This is a genomic window from Cellulomonas fimi, from assembly GCF_028527925.1.
In the GTDB taxonomy this organism is placed as follows: domain Bacteria; phylum Actinomycetota; class Actinomycetes; order Actinomycetales; family Cellulomonadaceae; genus Cellulomonas; species Cellulomonas fimi_C.
The window spans coordinates 88,486-105,054 of the sequence record NZ_JAPESW010000003.1; the positions used below are offsets into that span (position 1 = coordinate 88,486).

Here is a 16,569-nt window from a genome sequence, read left to right on the forward strand (position 1 = left end):
CACCTCTCCCGCGTCGCGCGGCTCCACGTGCGTGCGGGGTGCCGGGCGGCTCGTCGGCCAGCCCGACACCCCGTCGGCTCACTTCCTCGCGGCGTCCAGCAGGTCGGCCCGGACGTCCTCGCCGGACGTCGCGATGCCGAACGCCTGCACCGCCTCGCGCGCCGCGGCGGACAGCCGCTGCGGCACGACGACCTGCACCGTGACGAGCAGGTCGCCCACGCCCTTCGGCGTGGTGATGCCCTTGCCCTTGACCCGCAGCACCCGGCCCGAGGGCGTGCCCTCGGGCACGCGAACCTTGACGGTCCCGCCGTCGAGCGTCGGCACCTCGATGGTCGCGCCGAGCGCGGCCTCGTCGAACGCGACCGGCACGGTCACCCGCAGGTTGGGGCCGTCCGACGAGAACACCGGGTGCGGCGTGACGTGCACGGTGACGACGAGATCACCGGGCGGCCCGCCCGCCTCACCGGGCCGACCCTTGCGGGGCAGCCGGATCTTCTGGCCGTCGCGCACGCCCGCGGGGATGCGCGCGGTGAACGAGCGGCCCTCGACGGTGAGCCCCACGGTCGAGCCCTCGGTGGCCTGCCGGAACGGCAGCGTCACCTCGGCGGCCAGGTCGGCGCCCTGCTGCGGTCCGCGCGCGCCGCCGAAGCCGCCCTGGTTGAACAGCCCACCCAGGAGGTCCTCGAACCCGGCCCCGCCGGCGCCACCGGCCCCCGGGGACGTCGAGTAGCGGACGCGCCCGCCGGGACCGTTGGCCCCGCCGAACATGCCGCCGAACAGGTCCTCGAAGCCGGCGTTGCCGCCGCCGCGACCGCCCGCCGTGAAACGGGCGCCGCCCGCCATGGCGCGCAGCTGGTCGTACTGCTGGCGCTGCTCGGTGTCCGACAGGACCGCGTAGGCCTCGCCGATCTCCTTGAACTTCGCCTCCGCGGCCGCGTCACCCGGGTTGTGGTCCGGGTGCATGCTGCGCGCGAGCTTGCGGTACGCCTTCTTGATGGTCGCGGCGTCGGCGTCCTTGGGGACGCCGAGAACCGCGTAGAAGTCCTTCTCGAGCCAGTCCTGCCCGGTCACGGCGCCTCCCTCCTGGTCGTGATGATCGTCAGCCCTCCGGGTCGACGACGGCGACGCGAGCCGCCCGAAGCACCCGGTCGGCCGTGCGGTACCCGTGCTGGAGCACCATCTGCACGGTCGGCTCGGTGACCTCCGCGGAGTGCGAGTGCATGAGCGCCTCGTGCACCGCCGGGTCGAAGGCCTCGCCGGCCTGACCGTACTGCTCGACGCCGAAGCGCTGGAGCGTGGTGGTCAGCTTCTCGGCGATCGACAGGAACGGGCCGGACAGGTCGCCGTGCTGGCGCGCCAGCTCGATGTCGTCGAGCACCGGGATGAGCGCCTCCGCGAGCGACGCGACGCCCCGGTCGTGGGCGGCCAGGGCCTCGGCCTTGGACCGCTTCACGTACGCGGAGTACTGCTGCTCGAGGTTGTAGTGCGCCGCCTGCGCGCGCTGCAGCTCCTCGAGCCGCTCGGCCGCGAGCTTCTGCGCCTCGATCAGGCCCTCCAGGACGACCTCCTCCCGACCTTCAGACCCAGCACCCTGAACGATCGATTCTGCGTCGGCGAGCACCTGCTCCTCGGGCGTGGGCTGGCGCACCTCGCCCGTCTCCGGGTCGATGCGCCGCTTGTCGGTGAACCGGGGCCCCTCGGCGGGGTCGGGCTGACCCGACCCCGCGTCCGGACGGTCGTTCTCGCTCGTCACTTCTTGTCGTCCTCGTCGTCGACGATCTCGGCGTCGACGACGTCCTCGTCGGAGGTCGTCGACTCACCCGGGTTGTCCGAGCCGCCGGCCGCGTCGGCCGGGGCCGACTGCTGCTGCGAGTAGATCGCCTCGCCGATGCGCTGGCTGACGGTCGCGAGGTGCTGCGTCTTGGCCTTGACGGCCTCGGCGTCGGTGCCCTCGAGCGCGGTCTTCAGCTCGCCGACGGCGGCCTGGACGTCGGTCTTGACGTCGTCGGGCAGCTTGTCGGCGTTGTCGACGAGGAGCTTCTCGGTCGAGTAGACGAGCTGCTCGGCGGAGTTGCGGGCCTCGGCGTCGTCGCGACGCTTCTTGTCCTCGGCCGCGTGCTCCTCGGCCTCCTTCACCATGCGGTCGATGTCCTCCTTGGGGAGGGCGGACCCGCCGGTGATCGTCATCGACTGCTCCTTGCCCGTGCCGCGGTCCTTGGCGGACACGTGCACGATGCCGTTCGCGTCGATGTCGAAGGTGACCTCGATCTGCGGCACGCCGCGCGGCGCCGGCGCGATGCCGGTGAGCTCGAACGTGCCGAGCGGCTTGTTGTCCCGCGCGAACTCGCGCTCGCCCTGGAACACCTGGATGAGGACCGACGGCTGGTTGTCCTCGGCCGTCGAGAAGATCTCCGAGCGCTTGGTCGGGATGGCCGTGTTGCGCTCGATGAGCTTCGTCATGACGCCGCCCTTGGTCTCGATGCCGAGCGACAGCGGCGTGACGTCGATGAGCAGGACGTCCTTGCGGTCGCCCTTCATGACACCGGCCTGCAGCGCGGCACCGACCGCGACGACCTCGTCCGGGTTGACACCCTTGTTGGGCTCCTGCCCGCCCGTGAGCTCCTTGACGACCTCGGTCACCGCGGGCATGCGGGTCGAGCCGCCGACGAGCACGACGTGGTCGATCTGGTCGAGCTTGATGCCCGCGTCGCGGATGACCGCGTGGAACGGCGCCTTGGTGCGGTCGATCAGGTCCTGCGTCATCTGCTGGAACTGCGCGCGCGTGAGCTTGGTGTCCAGGTGGACCGGGCCGTTCTCGCTCATGGAGAGGTACTGCAGCGAGATGTTCGTCGCCGTCGCGGACGACAGCTCCTTCTTGGCCTGCTCTGCCGCCTCGCGCAGACGCTGCAGGGCGATCTTGTCCTTCGACAGGTCGACGCCCGTCGTGTTCTTCACCTCGGAGACAAGGTGGTCGACGATGCGCTGGTCCCAGTCGTCGCCGCCGAGGCGGTTGTCGCCGGACGTCGCGCGGACCTCGATCGTCGAGAAGCCGTCGTCGTCCTTGCCCACCTCGAGGAGGGAGACGTCGAACGTGCCGCCACCGAGGTCGAAGACGAGGATGAGCTCGTCCTCCTTGCCCTTCTCCAGGCCGTAGGCCAGGGCCGCCGCGGTGGGCTCGTTGATGATGCGCAGGACGTTGAGGCCCGCGATGGTGCCCGCGTCCTTCGTCGCCTGGCGCTCGGCGTCGTTGAAGTACGCCGGGACCGTGATGACCGCGTCGGTGACGGGCTCACCCAGGTACGCCTCGGCGTCACGCTTGAGCTTGGAGAGCACGCGCGCGGAGATCTCCTGCGCCGTGTACTTCTTGTCGTCGATCGCGACGGACCAGTCCGTTCCCATGTGGCGCTTGACGGACGTGATGGTCCGGTCGACGTTCGTGACGGCCTGGCGCTTGGCGATCTCGCCGACCAGCACCTCGCCCGTCTTGGAGAACGCGACGACGGACGGCGTCGTGCGCGACCCCTCCGCGTTGGCGATGACCGTGGGCTCGCCACCCTCGAGGACCGAGACGACGGAGTTCGTCGTGCCGAGGTCGATGCCGACTGCTCGTGCCATGTGTGGTGCCTTCCTTCTGCTGTCCGGGTCTGCGGGGCCCTGGTCGCGGTGCTGCGAGCGGGCCACTCTTGAGTCCGCCGGGCTCAAGTCTGCGTCGCGTGTGTCGGCGACGCAACCTCGGACCGTCGAACTTGAGTCTGCTTGGCTCAACTCTTGACGGCGGCTCCTTGTTCCCGAAGACGCCGCCCGGCGCGAGCTCGGCTCGAGCGCCCGTCGCGCCGGACCGTCCTGCCCCCCGTACGGTGTGCTCGTGCTCGACGTCGACGGCCCAGCCGCCGTCTTCCTGGCGGTCGGCCTGGCCACGTTGGCCGCGGCCGCGCTGCCGCGCGTGCTGCGCCGCGCGCCGATCTCGATGCCGGCGGTGTTCCTCGCGACGGGCGCCCTGAGCTTCTGGCTGCTCCCGCAGCTCCCCGACCCGAGCCCGACCGAGCATCCCGAGATCGCGCTCCATCTGACGGAGATCTGCGTGATCATCTCCCTGATGGGCGCCGGCCTCGCCATCAACCGGCCGTTCGCGTGGCGCACCTGGAGCTCCACGTGGCGGCTGCTCGCGATCACCATGCCGCTGTCGATGCTCGCCGTCGGCGTGCTGGGGTGGGCGGCCCTCGGCCTCGGTGCCGCGAGCGCGATGCTGCTCGCCGCTGCGCTCGCGCCGACCGACCCGGTCCTGGCGAGCGAGGTCCAGGTGAGCGAACCCGTGGACGAGCCGGGGACGCAGGACGACGAGGTCCGCTTCGCCCTGACCTCGGAGGCCGGCCTCAACGACGGCCTCGCCTTCCCGTTCACCTATGCCGCGATCGCTGTGAGCCTCTCGGGGTTGGCACCCGGCGGGTGGCTCGGCCGCTGGGTCGTGCTGGACGTCGTGTGGCGACTGAGCGTCGGTGTCGCGATCGGCTTCCTCGTGGGCTGGTTGCTCGGCCGGCTGTTCTTCTCGTCCGTCGCCGATCGGCTGCGGATCACCGAGCACACGCAGGGCTTCGCGGCACTCGCGGCCACCTTCCTCGCCTACGGTGCGACCGAGCTGGCGGAGGGGTACGGGTTCGTCGCCGTGTTCGTCTGCGCGGTCACGCTGCGCGGGACCGAACGTGAGCACGAGTACCACAAGGTGCTGCACGCGTTCGTCGAGCAGATCGAGCGGCTGCTCACGGTTGCCGTGATCGTGCTGCTGGGCGGAGCCGTCGCACGCGGGGCCTTCACCCAGCTCGGCTGGGCAGAGGTGGGCGTCGTCCTGGTCTTCCTGCTGGCGGTCAGACCGCTCACGGGCTGGGTCGCGCTGCGCGGCGGTCGGACCGGGCCCCGTGAGCGTGCGGTGGTCTCGTTCTTCGGCGTGCGAGGCGTCGGGTCGCTGTTCTACGTCGCCTACGCGGTCCAGGAGGGCGAGTTCGCGGACGCCGACCGACTGTGGGCGATCGCCGGCCTCGTGGTCGTCGGGTCGGTGCTGATCCACGGGGTGGCGGCGACGCCGGTGATGCGCGCGCTCGACCGGCGGCGGGAGCGACACGCCGCGGCGGTGGGCGACGCCGCCGCCGACGCCCACGTCTGACGCCCGCCGGCGCCACGTCGTTCTCCGGCACCGGGCAGCGACCGAGTCCGGGCTCGCCACGCCTCACGTACGGGTCCGAGGCGGACACGACGGGCGGGCCGCTCGACGAGGTGGTGCAGTCGGACGAGGTGCGCGCGTCAGGGCGTGACGCTGAAGTCCCACGACGCGATCGAGAGCCCGAGCGGCTCGGTGTGCTGGAGCTCCCCCGCGGTCGCCGGCGCGTCGACCGTCCGCGTCAGCGTCAGCGTCTCGCCCGCCGGCACCGAGACGACGCCCTCCATCTCGTCCGGCGCGCGCTGCTGCGTCTCGAAGAAGCCGAACGAGCGACCGTCGGGCAGCACGACCTTCAGGTCGCTCCGCCACATCAGGTACTCCTCGACGGCCTCGACCGTCACGACGAAGGTCAGGGAGTACATCGGCGAGCCGTCCGCGTGGGGCTCGGGAGCCGGACGCGCCGTCACGTCGGTCAGCGTCACGTACCCGACGGGCTTCTCCACGCCGGCCGCTGGTTCGACGTACACCGAGACGGCCGTCGTGCCCAACGGCAGGTGCTGCTGGCTCGGGAACGACACGAGACCGCCGTCGGTGCTCGGCATCATGCCCTGCTCGTGCGGTGTGTCGGGGTGGCGCGGGTCCGAGGACGGGGTCGGCGTCGGGCTGGGCGACGCGGCCGCCTGGGCGCCCTCCCGCGAGGCCGCGGGGGACGGCTCGACATCCGGTCCGGTCGCCGCGCAGCCCGCGAGCAGCCCGCACGCGAGGATGGTCGCCGCCACGCGCGGCCGTCGTCCCGTCATGTGCTCCCCCGGTGGTCCGGGCTGGAGGGTACCCGCCGACGTCGCCCGGCCGTGGATGCGCCCGGAACGGTGGACACACCACGGCGGGCCGAACATCCGTGCCGATGGCCCGGACACGCCACGCGCCTAATCGTTTGTGCGGATCGCCTCTCCGACGAACGGCGTGCCAGAGTGAGGCCGTCGCGCCGATGTGAACGCTCACATCGGCGCGACGTACCGGCCAGGGACGCACCGGACCCGCACACGTCCGCACCGAGTGACCCGCACGGCGAGCCGACCCGAGTGCCGGGACGCGCTCGCCACCGCCGTGCAGCGCTGCACGCGCGGAGGGTCGCGCCGCGCGGCCATCTCCAGGAGGCAGAGGACATGCTCCGAACCGCCCGACGGCTGGTGGTCGCCGTCACGCTCTGCGTCGCGCTCGCCGGAGGTGTCGTGACGCAGTCCGCGCCCGCCACCGCCGAGAGCAACGGGGGCACCCGCGTGATGCCCCTGGGCGACTCGATCACGGACGGCGTCGGCATGACCGGAGGCGGCGGCTACCGCGTCGGGCTCTGGCAGCGTCTCGCGCAGAACGGCTACACCACGGACTTCGTGGGGTCGGGCTACAACGGGCCGGCCAGCCTCGGGGACCACGACCACGAGGGGCACTCGGGCTGGCGGATCGACCAGATCGACGCCAACGTCGTCAGCTGGCTGCGCACGTACCAGCCGCGCACCGTGCTGCTGCACATCGGCACCAACGACATCAGCCAGAACCGCGACCTCGCCAACGCACCCGCTCGGCTCGCGGCGCTCGTCGACAAGATCACGAGCACGTCGCCGCAGACCGACGTCTTCGTCGCGACCCTGATCCCCGTGTCGTACGCCGACGCGAAGGTCCGGGCCTACAACTCCGCGATCCCCGGCATCGTGTCGAGCCGGGCCGCCGCCGGGAAGCGGGTGCACCTCGTCGACATGTACGGCGCGGTGAGCCTCTCCGACCTCCCCGACGGCGTGCACCCCCACGCGACCGGCTACGACAAGATGGCGGCCGTCTGGTTCGCCGCGCTGCGCGCCGTGCCGGGGAGCATCGGCAACCCGGCCGAGAACCCCGGGAGCCCCGGCCCCGTGGACACCGCGGCCTGGTACACGCTCGTCAACCGCAACAGCGGCAAGGCCGTCGACGTGTACAACCTGTCCACCGCCGACGGCGCACGCATCACCCAGTGGTCCCGCAACAACGGCACCCAGCAGCAGTGGCAGTTCGTCAGCTCCGGCGACGGCTACTACCGGCTGAAGTCACGGCTGTCCGGCAAGGTCCTCGACGTGAGCGGCAGGTCCACCGCCGACGGTGCGGCGATCATCCAGTGGACCGACAACAACGCCGCCAACCAGCAGTTCAGCCTCCAGACGATCGACGGGTACGTCCAGCTGATCAGCCGCAGCAGCGGCAAGGCGGTCGAGGTGCAGGGCGCCTCCACCGCCGACGGCGGGAACATCGTCCAGTACACCGACTGGAACGGCTCCAACCAGCAGTGGCAGCTGGTGCGCGTGGGCTGAGCCCGCCGACCCACTTCGCGCCGCTACGTTCGGCACGTGGACGAGCCGTTCGGACAGGGAAGCTACGCGGTGCGCCTCGACTGGGGGCCGGTCGGCGCAGTGCGGTGCGGCGCCGACGTGACCGTGGTCGTGGACGTCCTCAGCTTCTCGACCGCGGTCACCGTCGCCGTCGAACGCGGCACACGTGTGTACCCGAGTCGCTGGGGTGGCGAGCACGCGCGGGCTGTCGCGGCCGCCCAGGGAGCCGCTCTGGCGGTGGGTCGCCTCGAGGCGACGAAGGACGGCGCCGTCGCCGCACCGTCCCTGTCGCCGGCTGCGCTCCTCGAGCTCGCCCCCGTCGAGAGTCTCGTGCTCCCCTCGCCCAACGGGTCGACCATCGTCGTCGAGGCCGTGGGCACGGGGTCGACGGTGGTCGCCGGCTGCCTGCGCAACGCGCACGCGGTCGCGACCCGCCTGGCGCGCGCCCTGGACGCCGGGCAGACCGTCGGCGTCGTCGCGGCCGGGGAACGGTGGGACCTCGACCGCTCCCTCCGCCCCGCGCTCGAGGATCATCTCGGAGCCGGGGCGATCCTCGCGCACCTGGCGGCGATGGGGCACGGGGACGCCTTCAGCCCCGAGGCGACCGTCGCGAGCGCGGTGTTCCGCGCGTCGGCCGGTTCGCTCGACCGACTGGTGCACGACTGCGTCGGCGGCCGCGAGCTGACCGCGCTGGGATTCGCGACCGACGTCGCCGTCGCCGCGGCGCTGGACGCCTCCGCGGTCGTCCCGGTGGTCGTCGACGGGGCGTTCGTCGACGCTCGGGGGAGCTGACCCACGACGGCGCTCAGCCGGAGACGCGGAAGCCGATCGACGCGTACAGCGCGAGCGCCGCCTGGGCGTCGTCGTCCACCCGTAGCGCGATGCGGTCCCCGGGCGCCGCGTCCATCGCCCGGGCCATCAACGCCCGCCCGATGCCGCGGCGCCGATGCTCGGGCAGCACGAACAGGTCGGTCACGAACGGTCCCCGCTGCGCGCCCGGCCCCGGGGGGTCGAGGACGCACACGACGGCCCCCAGCACCTCGTCCCCCCGGCGAGCGACGAGGCTGGCGGGGCGGAGCAGCGTCCCGTGCGCACCGGCCCACGTCCGCCGCAGGTCCCCGATCGCGTCCGCCCGGGTCGACTCACCGTCGCCGCCGCCCCAGGAACGCCAGTAGGCGTCGGCGACCGGCTCGATGTCCGTCTCGGTCAGCCGGCTCACGACGACACCGTCGGGGGCGGCAGCAGCGGGCACGGTCGACGGCAACGACGCGACCAGCAGCCGACTGCTCACGCCGGCACGCTAGCGCGCCGTCGGGGGCCGCCGGCGTACGGCCGACCGCTGCTGCACCCGCCGGGTCCGGGGCAGGTGGCGCCCACGGGACTTCTCCCGGGGCCGCGCGTCCGACGGGGCCGCGCGCGTGCCTCTGTGGCGCACGGCCGCCGTCCCGCGCGCCTGCCCGTCAGCCGATGACGAGCCCGAGGCCGGCGAGGAACCCGATCCCCGCGACGACGGCCAGGAGCGCCCAGCGGCGCGCGTGCGGCACGCGACGACCGAAGACCACCGCCGCGAGGACGAACAGCACGCCGGGGACGCCCCAGATGAGCCACGTCGCGCCGAAGTTGAACCATCCCTGGGCACTCATGTCGCTGATGCCCTTGTCGACCGGGTCCATGACCCCGGCGAGGATCGCCACCTTCACGACGGTCTCGGCGAGGGGATAGGCGAGCTGGACGGCACCCGCGCCCCAGAGCCCGCCGAGCACGACCCAGCCGGGCAGCCGTCTCCCCCAGGGCTGGATGGACGCGAGCGCGACGGCGACGGTCGCCAGGCGCAGGCCGATCGCGAGGACGACGACCTCCTGGTCCGCGGTGCTGCCGCCCCGGAGCCGCGACCAGACCAGGGCTCCGCCGGCGACGAGGCAGAAGGTGCCGACCCAGGCGGCCGCGAGCGCGGCGGGCCAGCGCGGCGTGCGGGCCTCGGGGGTGACGGCCCGTCGTGCGGCTCTCGATGTCATGCCCCGACGGTGCCCGTGCAGGCGTGCAGGCCACATCGGGCATCGCCCCGGCCGGTGCCCTGGTCCGCACCGGACGGGACCCTGACCTCACGACGGCGCGCCTCCGACCCGCTCGTCCACCTTCCGGAGGACCCCGCCCTGCGGATGAACCGATTCGGACGTCGTCGTGGGGGTTCCCCGCCGGCCCGCCGCTGGCACGATGGCGGCGATCGATGTGAGCGCTCACATGGGCTCGGCGACCGGCAGCCGACCCCCGCGGGACGCCGTCGACAACCACCACGACCACCGCACGAGGGAGTGCTCCCATGAGAAGTTCTCGACGTCGTCGCTGGTGCACCGCGCTGGCCACGACCGCTCTGACGGTGTCCGCGTTCGCCCTCGGCACGCCCGCGCAGGCGGCCGCCCCGGTCGCCGCGGCGGCCACCCCCACGGTCGAGGAGCCGGCACCGCTGCCGCCGCTCGGCTGGAACAGCTGGAACACCTTCTACTGCAACATCAACGAGCAGATGATCCGCCAGACGGCGGACGCCATGGTGAGCTCGGGGATGGCCGCGGCGGGCTACCAGTACGTCGTCGTCGACGACTGCTGGATGCAGGACACCCGCGACGCGAGCGGGAACCTGCGCGCCCGGACCGACCGGTTCCCGTCGGGCATGAAGGCGCTGGGTGACTACATCCACAGCAAGGGCTTGAAGTTCGGGATCTACCACGCGCCGCGCGAGAAGACCTGCAACCAGTACTTCGCCAACCTCCCGGGGACGTCGTCGTACGGGCGCGAGACGCAGGACGCGAATCTCTTCGCGTCGTGGGGCGTCGACTACGTGAAGCACGACTGGTGCGACCCGCGGGGCAGCGTGAGCGAGCAGGCGACCGTGTTCAAGCGGTTCGGCGACGCGCTCAAGGCCACCGGCCGCCCGATCGTCTACTCGATCAACCCGAACAGCGCGCACTCGAACACCGCGCCGACGTACTCCGGCTGGGGCGCCTTCTCCGACATGTGGCGGACGTCCGAGGACCTGTCGGCGTCCTGGTCGACGGGCTGCTCCCCGTCCGCCGACTGCTTCGTCGGCATCACCGAGGCCCTCGACATCGTCGAGCCCATGCGCGAGTGGACCAAGCCCGGTCAGTACAACGACCCCGACATGCTGATGGTCGGGGTGCGGAACGCGCTGACGGCCACCGAGAACCGGGCGCACCTGACCATGTGGGCGATGCTCAGCGCCCCGCTCATCGCCGGCAACGACCTGCGCAACATGTCCGCCGACGTGCGCGCGGTCCTCACCAACCGCGACGTCCTCGCGATCGACCAGGACCCGCTCGTGCGGCAGGCCGACCGCGTGCGGGACGACGGCGACGCCGAGGTGTGGGCCAAGCCGCTCGCGGACGGGTCGGTCGCTGTCGCCCTGCTCAACCGCGGCTCCGGCAGCCGGCAGATCTCGACCACCCTCGGGCAGGTCGGGCTCGGTTCCGGGACCCACCAGTACCGCGAGGTGTGGACCGGTGCGACGGGCACGACGACGGGCCAGATCTCCGCGCAGGTCGCGCAGCACGGCGTCGCGCTGTTCCGGGTCACGCCCGGCGGCACCACGCCCCCGCCGACCGGCACGACGCTCGTCAGCGCGTCGTCGGGCCGCTGCCTCGACGTGCCGGGGAGCGCCACCGCGAACGGCACCGGCCTCGTCATCTGGGACTGCCACACCGCGCCCAACCAGACGTGGACCGCGGGCACGGACGGCACGCTCCGCTCGCTGGGCAAGTGCCTCGACGCGCCGCCGAGCGCCACCGCGGGCACGCGGGTCCAGCTGTGGGACTGCAACGGCGGGACCAACCAGCAGTGGACGACGCAGGCCGACGGCACCATCCGCGGCGTGCGGTCCGGGCTGTGCCTCGACGTCGACCGCAACCTCACCGCGAACAACACCGCGGTGCTGCTGTGGACCTGCACGGGCGCGGCGAACCAGCTCTGGTCACGCCGGTAGCACCGGAGGCACCGAGGCCCCGAGAGGGCCGACCGGGGACGCCGGCGCGGGCGGGTGCTCGCGCCGGCGTCAGCCCTCCGCGGGCGCGAGCAGCCCGTGCACGAGCACGTCGGCGCAGTCGTCGATCGCGGCGCCACCGCCCACGACGGCCGTGAAGAGGCTCCCGAGCAGGACCAGCGCCGCGCGCTCGGGGTCGAGACCGGCGCGCACGCGGCCGCGGCCCTGCTCCGCCGCGAGGTAGTCGGCGAGGTACCGGGGCGCGCCTGTGAGCTCATGGGCGGCGGCGAGCCGGTCGGCGCGCGCCTGCGCGAGCTCGGGGTCGATGAGCATCGCGAGCTCGAGCGGGAGGACGGCCTCCTTCATCGACGCGAGCTCGTGGAGGGCCGCACGGACGTTCTCGAGCACGCTGCCCTTCCCGGCACGCCCGGGCAGGGCGGCGAGCGCCTGGTCGACCTCCGCGTTCTGGTGCCCCACGGCCGCGGCGAACAGCGCGAGCTTGTCCGGGAAGTGGCGGTAGATCGTCGCTTCCGAGACACCCGCCTCGTCGGCGATGGCGCGGGTGGTCGTGTGCGCGTACCCCTCGCGCGCGGCGACCGCGATCGTCGCCGCGAGCAGGTTGCGGCGGGTGTGCGGTCCGCGGGGCATCGTCGATCCTTCGGTGACGTCGGTCCGCTCAGTCCGTGATGTCGCGGCGCGTGAACACCACCACGGCCACGGTCAGGCAGACGATCACGTAGCCCGCCGCGAGCGCGAGGGCCGACCCGTAGGAGATCACGTCGTTCCCGCCGGAGGCCACCGCGCCGATCGTCGCGCCGGGCAGCCAGTCGCGCAGGCCGTCGAACGCCGCGGTGAGGACCTGCTCGACGACCAGCACCCAGCCCGCGCCGACCGACACCGCGACGGCCGCGGACCGTGTGACGACGGCGAGCACGAGGCCGATGACGCCCCACACGAGCAGCGCGAGGAACAGGTTCAGCCACGCCGACGCGACGACCGCGCCGACGTCGGTCCCCCATGCGCCGAGGTCGAGGTCGGACGTGGCGCCGAGCATCGGGGCGACGACGAGGTCCACGAGCACCGCGACGGTCGTCGCGACGGCCGTCCACACCACGAGCGCACCCACCTTGCCGGCGATGAGCCTCCACCGCCGCGGCTCCGCGGCGACCAGCAGCCGGACGAGCCCCGTGCTGTGGTCCGTCGCCGTGAGGACCGCCCAGAACGACAGCGTGACGATGCCGAACATGCTCGACGCCGACGCGAGCGGCGCCATGAGTCCTGACGCCGACTCCAGCGTCTCCCGGGTGGGGAACGTGACGCCCGGGCCTGCGGCCGGCATCGCCGCCGCGTCCCCCGCGAGCTGGAAGATCACCGCGACGATCATCGCCGCGAACAGCGCCGTCAGGCCGAGCCATGCGCCCAGGACCCCGCGCCGGCGCGAGCGCGTGAGCTCGCTGCGCACCACGTCGAGCATCACGCTGCACCTCCCCCGCGGCGGGCCTGCGCGGCCGCCGCCTCGTCCCGACCCGTGAGGTCGAGGAACACCTGCTCGAGCGACTCGCGGACCGTGCGGAGCTCGGCGAGCGTGATGCCCGCCGCGGCCGCGTCGCGGTTGATCGCCGCGGCCCGCCCGCCCGCGCCGCGGACCCGGACGCCCTCGGCGGTCGGTTCCACGTCGTGGCCCGCGCGGGTCAGCGCGGCGAGGAGCGCCTGGAGGTCGGCCGGGTGCTCGGGCTGGACCTCGACGTGCCCGAGCGTCCGCTCGAGCAGCGCCGCGACCGGGCCGGAGTAGACGAGCTCGCCGAACCGGATCACCACGAGGTGGTCGCACACGGCCTCGATCTCCGCGAGCAGGTGCGACGACACGACCACCGTGCGCCCTTCGCGCGCCAGAGCGCCGAGCAGCGTGCGGATCTCGACGATGCCCGACGGGTCGAGCCCGTTGGTCGGCTCGTCGAGCACCAGCAGCTCGGGGTCCGGCAGCAGCGCGGCCGCGATGCCCAGGCGCTGCTTCATGCCGAGCGAGAAGCGCTTGACGGGCTCCCGGTCGCGGCCCGTCAGGCCCACGGTGTCGAGCACCGCGTCGACCCGCGCGACGGGCAGGCCGCGCAGCTGCGCGAGCGACAGGAGGTTGGCGCGCGCCGACAGGCCCGGCACGAACGCGGGGCTCTCGACGAGCGCGCCGACGCGGCTGAGATACGCGCGGTCACCGTCGATCGGCTCACCGAGCACGCGGGCGGTCCCGGAGGTCGGGCGGATGAGGCCCAGCAGCATCCGGATCATCGTCGACTTGCCGGACCCGTTCGGCCCGACGAGGCCGACGACGCCGCCGGCGGGGACGTCGACGCTGACGGCGTCGAGGGCCAGCACGTCGCCGAACCGGCGTGTCAGCGACTCGGTGGTCACCGCGCCCATCCGTCCTCCTATGTAAGTGGGTACTCACTTACATGCTAGCCGCCGCGACCGGTCCCGACCAGGCCCTGAGGGTGATGCGCCGAGATGCCGCTGTTGCCCGGGATCGCTAGATTTCGCGCGGCGTGCGCTTTCCGCGGACGTCGACCGCACCAGAACGAGGAGCACCATGAAGACCAGGACCCGGGCCGTGATCACGGCCGCCGCCTCCGCTGCCATGCTGGCCGTCCCTGCCGCCGCGCAGGCAGCCGACTTCAGCCTGTACTCGAGCAGCGGGCGCTCCTACGTCTGGTACGACGACGGCGGCAACCGGCTCGTCGTCTGCGACATGACGAGCAACGACGGCGTCGGCGCGAAGCTCGCGGCCTGGCCGACCCGCCAGGCGTCCGGCGTCGCCGACTCCCGCACCGCCTACAACGGGTGCGAGAGCATGTGGCTCGGTGACGGCGTCGAGACGATCGTGCGCATCTGCGACTGGGTCCACGTCGACGGCGGCCGCATCTCGCAGCACTGCAACGACAAGATCTTCACGTCCTGAGTCCTGCGTGGCCGTCGCGGCCCCCCGCGTCCGCGACGGCCACGGGGCTCAGCCGAGCGGGGCCCGGCTCTGCTCCCACCGGTCGCGCGTGATCTCGTAGCGGTAGCCGCCGAGGTCGGCGCCCTCGACGGCCAGCATGTCGTCCGGCGTCTCGAGCGCCTCCGTGACCGTCATCCCGACCTTCTCCATGACGTGCTGCGAGGCCGTGTTGAGCGCCATCGTCGCGCCCCACACGACGCGCACGTCGAGCTCGGTGAACGCCTTCTCGACGAGCGCCGCCGACACCTCGGTCGCGTACCCCTGGCCCCAGGCCGCCTGCCGGAGCCGGTAGCCGAGCTCCGCCTCGTCGAGCAGCCCGTCCCGCTCGGGGCGCAGGCAGAACCAGCCGAGGAACGCGTCGGTCGCGTTCTCGTAGGCGGCGAAGAGGCCGAAGTCACCGGCCCACCGGTCGTAGCCGGCAAGGATGCTCGGCAGGTCGCGCTCGCGGATCAGGTCCGGCGCGGTCGGCTCGCCGCCGCCGGACAGGAAGCGCATGACCGCGGGGTCGCTGTCGAGCTCGATCAGCAGGTCGGCGTCCTCGGGACGGAATCGGCGCAGCGAGACGCGGTCGGTCCGCAGGTAGGTGTGCACGGGGGCAAGCATGCCCGGACGCGTGGCGGCGACCGACCGCCCGCGCCGACGCACCCGCTTGTGGCACCAGGTGGGCGGGCGCACGATGGCGGGACGCGTCAGGTCGAGGGGGACCATGGCTGGTCGGCGAGGACGTGGTCGTGCGCTCGCGGGCGCCGCGGTCGGGGCGGTGCTCATCGCTGCTGTGGCGTCACCGTCGGCGGCGGCCGCGGAGCCGCCTCCGACGCTGTGCAGCGACATCCCGGGCTCGTCGCTCGTGGAGCAGAGCGTCGAGGGCGACCTCGTCGTCGACGTGGACTGCTGGATCTTCCGCGGGACGGTCCACGGCGACGTCACGGTGCGCGCGGGGACGACGTTCTCGGTCGGGCGCGCGACGCTCGACGGCGACGCCGAGGTGGCCGGACGGCTCGAGCTGGGCGACTCGCGGGTGCACGGCGACGTGACCTTGACCAGCACGGACACGGCGTCACTCACGATCTGGGTGGGCGACGGTGCCGGCGGCTCGGTCGACGGCGACGTGACCGGCCAGGCCGCCGACGTCGTCCTCGAGGCGGCACGCGTCTGGGGGTCCTACGACGTCGAGGTGCGTGACGCGACGCGCGTCCGCGGCCGGTCGGAGCTCATGGGTCCGGCGGCCGTGACGGGCGGACGGCTGCTGGTCCACGGCGCGACGTTCTACGGCGGCCTCACGAGCGCCGGGTCCGGCGACGTGCTCGTCTGCGGCGCGACCGTCGCCGGCGACCTGCGGGTCACGGGCCTGACGGACTTCGCGAGCATCGGCGCCGAGCCGCGGCGCGACCAGCGCGACTGCCCCGTCCTGGTGACCGGGTCGCTCGTGCTCGTCGACAACCCGCACAGCGTGGACCTCGGAAACGTCGCCGTCGCGCGTGACCTCGTCTGCACCGGCAGCTCGGGGCCGCGCGGCGTCACCGAGACGAGCTGGACCGAGGTGCACGGCGACCGCACAGGGCAGTGCGTGCGCTGACCCGTCGCGCTCGCAGCGCGACCCCGCACTACGGCGTGCGCGGCGCGACGGCGAAGGCCACAGCCCCCACGAGGGCGACGGCGACACCCCACCAGAGCAGCCCGACGAACGCGGCGAGGAGCGCGACGCCGACGAACACCGCGACCTGGCCCGAGTAGCGCGCGCCTCGTCGGCGGACCCGGTGCGCCGACCGCGGGGCGAACCAACGGCCCCACACGACCACCACCGCGAGCGGCAGGACGACCGCGAGCAGCAGCGCCGTCCACGGCGGGTCGCCGAGCCGCCAGCCGGTCACCGCCGCGAGCACCACGAGCGCGAGCTCGGCGAGGAACGCGGTGACCGCGGCGGGGTGCGTCGCGGACCGCCACTCCGCACCCGTCGGCTGCTCCATGCCCGCAGCGTGCCACCGGCAGCCGCGCAGGTGGAGTCGCGCTCGCCGAGGCGGCCGAGCTCACCTTCCGGCGGGGCTGCGCTGGACGGGGTTCCCCGACCGCCCCCGACCGC

17 protein-coding genes are annotated in these 16,569 nt (G+C 73.2%); 6 read left to right on the plus strand and 11 right to left on the minus strand.

All coding sequences use genetic code 11. The features are described 5' to 3' along the window. Window positions 1-78: 78 nt before the first annotated feature. Genes OMK64_RS02380 through dnaK form a run of 3 tightly spaced genes read right to left on the minus strand, consistent with a single transcriptional unit; the run spans window position 79 to window position 3,615 of the window. Window positions 79-1,071: a DnaJ C-terminal domain-containing protein gene (locus tag OMK64_RS02380; RefSeq protein ID WP_272726369.1), complete on the minus strand. Its 993-nt coding sequence runs from the start codon at window positions 1,069-1,071 to the stop codon at window positions 79-81. A gap of 28 nt (window positions 1,072-1,099) precedes the next feature. After that, the gene (locus tag OMK64_RS02385; protein ID WP_272726370.1) at window positions 1,100-1,753 is read right to left on the minus strand and encodes a nucleotide exchange factor GrpE; all 654 of its coding nucleotides are present in this window, start codon (window positions 1,751-1,753) and stop codon (window positions 1,100-1,102) included. Then, window positions 1,750-3,615 (minus strand): molecular chaperone DnaK, encoded by a 1,866-nt coding sequence (gene dnaK / locus OMK64_RS02390; RefSeq protein WP_272726371.1) that lies wholly within the window; start codon window positions 3,613-3,615, stop codon window positions 1,750-1,752. Before dnaK ends, OMK64_RS02385 begins: the two co-directional genes overlap by 4 nt. 250 nt (window positions 3,616-3,865) lie before the next feature. Between dnaK and OMK64_RS02395 the strand changes: the two genes are divergently transcribed. Continuing rightward, window positions 3,866-5,158, plus strand: a complete 1,293-nt coding sequence (locus tag OMK64_RS02395) for a cation:proton antiporter (RefSeq protein WP_272726372.1) — start codon at window positions 3,866-3,868, stop codon at window positions 5,156-5,158. A 137-nt stretch (window positions 5,159-5,295) separates the two neighbouring features. Here the strand turns inward: OMK64_RS02395 and OMK64_RS02400 are convergent, their stop codons facing one another. Then, complete coding sequence (locus tag OMK64_RS02400) at window positions 5,296-5,931, minus strand: hypothetical protein (protein WP_272726373.1); 636 nt, start codon at window positions 5,929-5,931, stop codon at window positions 5,296-5,298. Between the two features lie 387 nt (window positions 5,932-6,318). Between OMK64_RS02400 and OMK64_RS02405 the strand changes: the two genes are divergently transcribed. Further along, the gene (locus OMK64_RS02405; protein ID WP_272726374.1) at window positions 6,319-7,491 is read left to right on the plus strand and encodes an RICIN domain-containing protein; all 1,173 of its coding nucleotides are present in this window, start codon (window positions 6,319-6,321) and stop codon (window positions 7,489-7,491) included. A 36-nt stretch (window positions 7,492-7,527) separates the two neighbouring features. Then, a complete protein-coding gene (locus tag OMK64_RS02410; protein ID WP_272726375.1) occupies window positions 7,528-8,301 on the plus strand; it encodes a 2-phosphosulfolactate phosphatase in 774 nt (257 codons plus the stop codon). Window positions 8,302-8,314: 13 nt separating this feature from the next. Here the strand turns inward: OMK64_RS02410 and OMK64_RS02415 are convergent, their stop codons facing one another. Continuing rightward, window positions 8,315-8,800, minus strand: coding sequence for a GNAT family N-acetyltransferase (locus OMK64_RS02415; RefSeq protein WP_272726376.1), 486 nt, complete (start codon window positions 8,798-8,800; stop codon window positions 8,315-8,317). 169 nt (window positions 8,801-8,969) lie between these two features. Then, window positions 8,970-9,524 (minus strand): hypothetical protein, encoded by a 555-nt coding sequence (locus OMK64_RS02420; RefSeq protein ID WP_272726377.1) that lies wholly within the window; start codon window positions 9,522-9,524, stop codon window positions 8,970-8,972. A 305-nt stretch (window positions 9,525-9,829) separates the two neighbouring features. Between OMK64_RS02420 and OMK64_RS02425 the strand changes: the two genes are divergently transcribed. Then, a complete protein-coding gene (locus OMK64_RS02425; protein WP_272726378.1) occupies window positions 9,830-11,503 on the plus strand; it encodes a glycoside hydrolase family 27 protein in 1,674 nt (557 codons plus the stop codon). A gap of 69 nt (window positions 11,504-11,572) precedes the next feature. Here the strand turns inward: OMK64_RS02425 and OMK64_RS02430 are convergent, their stop codons facing one another. The 3 genes from OMK64_RS02430 to OMK64_RS02440 are packed head-to-tail and all read right to left on the minus strand — an operon-like array spanning window position 11,573 to window position 13,915. Beyond that, entirely contained in the window at window positions 11,573-12,148 is a 576-nt protein-coding gene (locus tag OMK64_RS02430; protein WP_272726379.1) for a TetR/AcrR family transcriptional regulator, read from the minus strand. A 28-nt stretch (window positions 12,149-12,176) separates the two neighbouring features. Beyond that, entirely contained in the window at window positions 12,177-12,974 is a 798-nt protein-coding gene (locus OMK64_RS02435) for an ABC-2 transporter permease family protein (RefSeq protein ID WP_272726380.1), read from the minus strand. Continuing rightward, window positions 12,974-13,915, minus strand: coding sequence for an ABC transporter ATP-binding protein (locus OMK64_RS02440; protein WP_272726381.1), 942 nt, complete (start codon window positions 13,913-13,915; stop codon window positions 12,974-12,976). The genes OMK64_RS02435 and OMK64_RS02440 overlap by 1 nt, the downstream gene beginning before the upstream one ends. Window positions 13,916-14,081: 166 nt before the next feature. On the opposite strand from OMK64_RS02440, the gene OMK64_RS02445 reads away from it, so the two are divergent. Then, window positions 14,082-14,450 carry a hypothetical protein gene (locus tag OMK64_RS02445; RefSeq protein ID WP_272726382.1) on the plus strand — a complete coding sequence of 123 codons (369 nt, stop codon included), beginning with the start codon at window positions 14,082-14,084 and terminating at the stop codon, window positions 14,448-14,450. A 48-nt stretch (window positions 14,451-14,498) separates the two neighbouring features. Here the strand turns inward: OMK64_RS02445 and OMK64_RS02450 are convergent, their stop codons facing one another. After that, a complete protein-coding gene (locus OMK64_RS02450) occupies window positions 14,499-15,080 on the minus strand; it encodes a GNAT family N-acetyltransferase (RefSeq protein ID WP_272726383.1) in 582 nt (193 codons plus the stop codon). A gap of 115 nt (window positions 15,081-15,195) precedes the next feature. Here OMK64_RS02450 and OMK64_RS02455 point away from each other — a divergent pair, with 115 nt between their 5' ends. Beyond that, the gene (locus OMK64_RS02455; RefSeq protein ID WP_272726384.1) at window positions 15,196-16,065 is read left to right on the plus strand and encodes a hypothetical protein; all 870 of its coding nucleotides are present in this window, start codon (window positions 15,196-15,198) and stop codon (window positions 16,063-16,065) included. 28 nt (window positions 16,066-16,093) lie between these two features. On the opposite strand, the gene OMK64_RS02460 is transcribed toward OMK64_RS02455, so the two are convergent. Further along, the gene (locus tag OMK64_RS02460) at window positions 16,094-16,456 is read right to left on the minus strand and encodes a DUF2568 domain-containing protein (RefSeq protein WP_272726385.1); all 363 of its coding nucleotides are present in this window, start codon (window positions 16,454-16,456) and stop codon (window positions 16,094-16,096) included. Window positions 16,457-16,569 lie beyond the last annotated feature (113 nt).